Origin of the sequence: Methanospirillum stamsii, from assembly GCF_003173335.1 — an archaeon.
In the GTDB taxonomy this organism is placed as follows: Archaea; Halobacteriota; Methanomicrobia; order Methanomicrobiales; family Methanospirillaceae; genus Methanospirillum; species Methanospirillum stamsii.
In genome coordinates this window covers 1-3,327 of the sequence record NZ_QGMZ01000088.1, presented here as the reverse complement: position 1 = coordinate 3,327, position 3,327 = coordinate 1, and the positions used below count along the sequence as shown (strand labels likewise).

The window sequence follows — 3,327 nt, the reverse complement described above, 5'->3', positions numbered from 1 at the left end:
TACCTTAGGGGGTGGATCATTTTTGGATCGGCGGTATGGGTCAAAATTGGACCGGCGAAAACACACTTCATACAATAAAACCGCAATTAACCAATCAGTATCATATCAAACGGTTTGGCCTATTTGGATCAGTTATCCGGGGAGATCAATCACCGGATAGCGATATTGATATCCTGGTCGAATTTGAAACTCCACCAAGCATATTTGGATTTTTGGAACTGGAAGAAAAATTGGAAGAAGCATTACAATCACCTGTAGACCTCGTTGATATTGAAGGTATTAAACCACTTCTCCGTTCAAAAATCCTCTCCGAAGTACAATATGTCTGAAAAATGTGGTCTTCGTATTTTTATCAGATATACTCAATGGTACGGATAACATAATCCGGTATAACCAGGAAAATGACCGGTAGTACCGAACTCCATCACAGGTTAGGATATTCGCCTCCTCTGGTTTGTAAAAAAAATTTATTCCGTAAGGCTCATGTTATTACCCGTTAAAATGGAATACTACGTACTGCATGGGATTTGATCTTATGAACCAATTGAGATATACCGTATTGATAGAGAAAAACGAAGACGATGGATATACTGTGACAGTTACTTCACTTCCCGGATGTATCAGTGAAGGTGATACATGGGATGATGCAATAGCAAATATCACAGAGGCCATTGAAGGATATTTGGACGTTCTGGACGAATTACATAAACCAATCCCCGTTGAAATTACCGTTCAAACTCATAAAGAGATTACGGCATAATGAAATTGCCCCGAATTTCAGGAGAAAAAGTCCTCAAAATCTTAAAGGGAATGGGGTATAGAGATCAGGATACGAGGGAGTCACCATTACCTTATATCCAGCACAGGATCTCTCATTACAGTCCCGGTTCATTCAGGGAAAAAGCTTGCACCAAAAACATTACAATCAATACTACAGGCAGCAGGTATAACTCTGGAAGAGTTCGAAAAAAGACTTTAAAATTTCTTGTAAAAAGTTCAGCATAATCGGTTCATATTACCCTATCCAAGCCTTCCATTTTTATATCTTTAATCATACAGGGCATCAATTGACCTGGCAAACTGCGATTTATTCGCGGGATGAGAGAGTCAACTTATGACTACCATCCGGGCTTCAGGGAAGGAGCGAGGTGATGATATGCCGGAGGAGAAGAATGATCGTCGAACTAAAAGTATCTGGTATTTCGTTCGGAGTTTCACTGGCAAACACGACCGTTGTTGCCCTTATGTATGTCCGGTGTATCAACCAGGCTCGGGGAATGTTTCACATGCTCCGGGTAGATAAAAACAGCTGTTGATAGGCACTAATACTCCAGAAATTGAATAAAAAAAAACGATTGGAACTACATTAATGGGGAATCGTTTCCTTTAATCGGTGCTTGGTACCTGTGGCTGTTTTTCTATAAAATCTTCAAGATCTCTTTCAGTTATTTTCCATACATTGGTTACCCTAAATTCGATGGGTTTACCTTCCTGGAGTAAAACCGGATCGTTTTTGGAGTAACCTGAAGTATTTCGGCTACCTGCTCAGTAGTATAGGTTTTTTCCATTACATCCCCATATGTATCTCCAGGCTGCATCAATTGATCCAACCGGTTCTAAATATCTGATGGGACCGGAACAGACTCAATCATAATTACTTATACGACTCCGGAACTCGTCAACTTTTCATCTTCACCTGGAAAAAAGAGGAGCCAATGCATCAGTTTTACAACTCCTCTATATACAAACGGTACCATACGAATATCTTTTTGAGAATACCGCCATATGACTTATTATTGAATCTGATGGGAAAATCCTGAATTTGAATTAAAACCCCTATGAGGCGGAGTCTCAAGCCTGACCAATGAAAAACTGATAAAGTTCAGGCCCCTATTCTTTTCTGGTGGTGCAGGTTGGTTTTTTTTGGGTTCACAAACCCGTTTTAAAACTAACCCTGAATTGCCCATGTAAGCTGGACTGCGACTTAGATCGCGTATGCAAAATGATTCTGCTAATGTAATTTCCAACCACCTTTTTTAAGAATTATGACAGAAGAGTATAAAATCGATGCCGGCCTTGATGCCCATAAACAATTCATCCTTGCTACAATCCTTAATGTAAATGGATTCAAACCACAGCAGAGATTCGAACGAACTATACAAGATCTTCTTGCACTAAAAAATTGGATACTTGAGCATAAGTGCGAAGTGGTTGCTTGTGAGTCAACCAATCGCTTCGGGTACCATATCTATGATTTTTTGTGTGATTTTGTTACCGTAATTGTGGGTAATCCCCATGATATGAAAATTCAAACACACAAGAAAACAGATAAAAATGATTCAGAGATCATTGCCAAATTAGCTTTAAAAAGTATGATTTCTCCATCCCGCGTTATGCTTCGAAATCATAGGGATTTTCGCCATATTGTACGATTAAGGCATTTTCTAGCACGTAAACGGTCAGATCTGAAGAATCGAATTCACAATGTATTTGACAACGAATTATTCCATCTGTCTGATGTCCTGACTGATATTTTTGGGCTATCAGGAAGAGTAATTATGAATGGAATTTTTCAAGAAAGACCACCAGATGAAGTAATAAAATCTCTTGCGGGACAGATTAGAAAGAAGAAAGGAGAGGATGTTCGTTTATTGCTGAAACAGAGTCTCTCATTCCATGCAATAGTGCAGTTAAAACATTCCCTTCAGGTATTAAAGGTAATGGATGAACAAATTGAGTATTTAACAGTACTTTCCATCCTATAAGCTTACGAACATTACCCCAGAGAATATGAAATATTACTAACAACACCTGGAGTTGAGGATAATTCTGTTTTTACTCTTCTTGCTGAAATTGGGTATTTCAAAGATTTTCCATCAGGTGAGAAACTTGCCAGTTGGGGGGGTATTGTTCCGAAAGTGTACCAATCCACAGATCATAATTCGAAAAGATCTATTACCAAGCGTGGTTCACGGTATCCAAGATGGATCTTAATCCAAATTGCTCATGCTGCAGCTAAGAAAAAGACGAGTGTCTTTTTTCACTTTATGAGGCAAAAAAAGATATTATTTGGAAAAGGAAAGGCAGCTGTTGCTCTTGCTCGTAAGTTGATTACAATCATGTCGCATTTGATTGTTAATAATGAGTTGTATGAAGACAAATATGCAAGACCTAAAAAAGTCAAAAAGACTCATACGGTGAACATTCCTGTTGATTATTCATTAGAAGATGTAATTATTTTATTTTGCGAACTTTCTCAAGTTCTATAGTTAGTTGCAATACTTTCTATACTATTGAATTTAAATATGGTTTATGGTAAATGTCCAG

At 38.2% G+C, this 3,327-nt stretch carries 7 protein-coding genes; 6 read left to right on the top strand and 1 reads right to left on the bottom strand.

The window, feature by feature from the left end; translation table 11 throughout:
- The first annotated feature begins 35 nt into the window (after window positions 1–35).
- From DLD82_RS18150 to DLD82_RS18805, 4 genes are all read left to right on the top strand, one after another.
- Window positions 36–329, top strand: a complete 294-nt coding sequence (locus DLD82_RS18150; RefSeq protein WP_109942534.1) for a nucleotidyltransferase family protein — start codon at window positions 36–38, stop codon at window positions 327–329.
- Between the two features lie 191 nt (window positions 330–520).
- A complete protein-coding gene (locus DLD82_RS18145; protein ID WP_181391536.1) occupies window positions 521–760 on the top strand; it encodes a type II toxin-antitoxin system HicB family antitoxin in 240 nt (79 codons plus the stop codon).
- A gap of 57 nt (window positions 761–817) precedes the next feature.
- Window positions 818–979, top strand: coding sequence for a type II toxin-antitoxin system HicA family toxin (locus tag DLD82_RS19470; protein ID WP_342764586.1), 162 nt, complete (start codon window positions 818–820; stop codon window positions 977–979).
- Window positions 980–1,151: 172 nt separating this feature from the next.
- The gene (locus tag DLD82_RS18805) at window positions 1,152–1,316 is read left to right on the top strand and encodes a hypothetical protein (protein WP_181391535.1); all 165 of its coding nucleotides are present in this window, start codon (window positions 1,152–1,154) and stop codon (window positions 1,314–1,316) included.
- A 147-nt stretch (window positions 1,317–1,463) separates the two neighbouring features.
- Here DLD82_RS18805 and DLD82_RS18135 read toward each other — a convergent pair whose 3' ends face one another.
- Window positions 1,464–1,598, bottom strand: a complete 135-nt coding sequence (locus tag DLD82_RS18135; protein WP_109942533.1) for a MerR family transcriptional regulator — start codon at window positions 1,596–1,598, stop codon at window positions 1,464–1,466.
- Between the two features lie 447 nt (window positions 1,599–2,045).
- Here DLD82_RS18135 and DLD82_RS19665 point away from each other — a divergent pair, with 447 nt between their 5' ends.
- Complete coding sequence (locus DLD82_RS19665; RefSeq protein ID WP_394339587.1) at window positions 2,046–2,765, top strand: IS110 family transposase; 720 nt, start codon at window positions 2,046–2,048, stop codon at window positions 2,763–2,765.
- Between the two features lie 30 nt (window positions 2,766–2,795).
- Window positions 2,796–3,269: a transposase gene (locus DLD82_RS19660; RefSeq protein WP_394339588.1), complete on the top strand. Its 474-nt coding sequence runs from the start codon at window positions 2,796–2,798 to the stop codon at window positions 3,267–3,269.
- Window positions 3,270–3,327 lie beyond the last annotated feature (58 nt).

Excerpts from the sequence above, each read along its gene's own strand:
- DLD82_RS18150 (WP_109942534.1), top strand. The coding sequence starts at position 36 with ATGGGTCAAAATTGGACCGGCGAAAACACACTTCATACAATAAAACCG.
- DLD82_RS18145 (WP_181391536.1), top strand. The coding sequence starts at position 521 with ATGGGATTTGATCTTATGAACCAATTGAGATATACCGTATTGATAGAG.
- DLD82_RS18805 (WP_181391535.1), top strand. The coding sequence starts at position 1,152 with ATGATATGCCGGAGGAGAAGAATGATCGTCGAACTAAAAGTATCTGGT.
- DLD82_RS18135 (WP_109942533.1), bottom strand. The coding sequence starts at position 1,598 with ATGCAGCCTGGAGATACATATGGGGATGTAATGGAAAAAACCTATACT.
- DLD82_RS19665 (WP_394339587.1), top strand. The coding sequence starts at position 2,046 with ATGACAGAAGAGTATAAAATCGATGCCGGCCTTGATGCCCATAAACAA.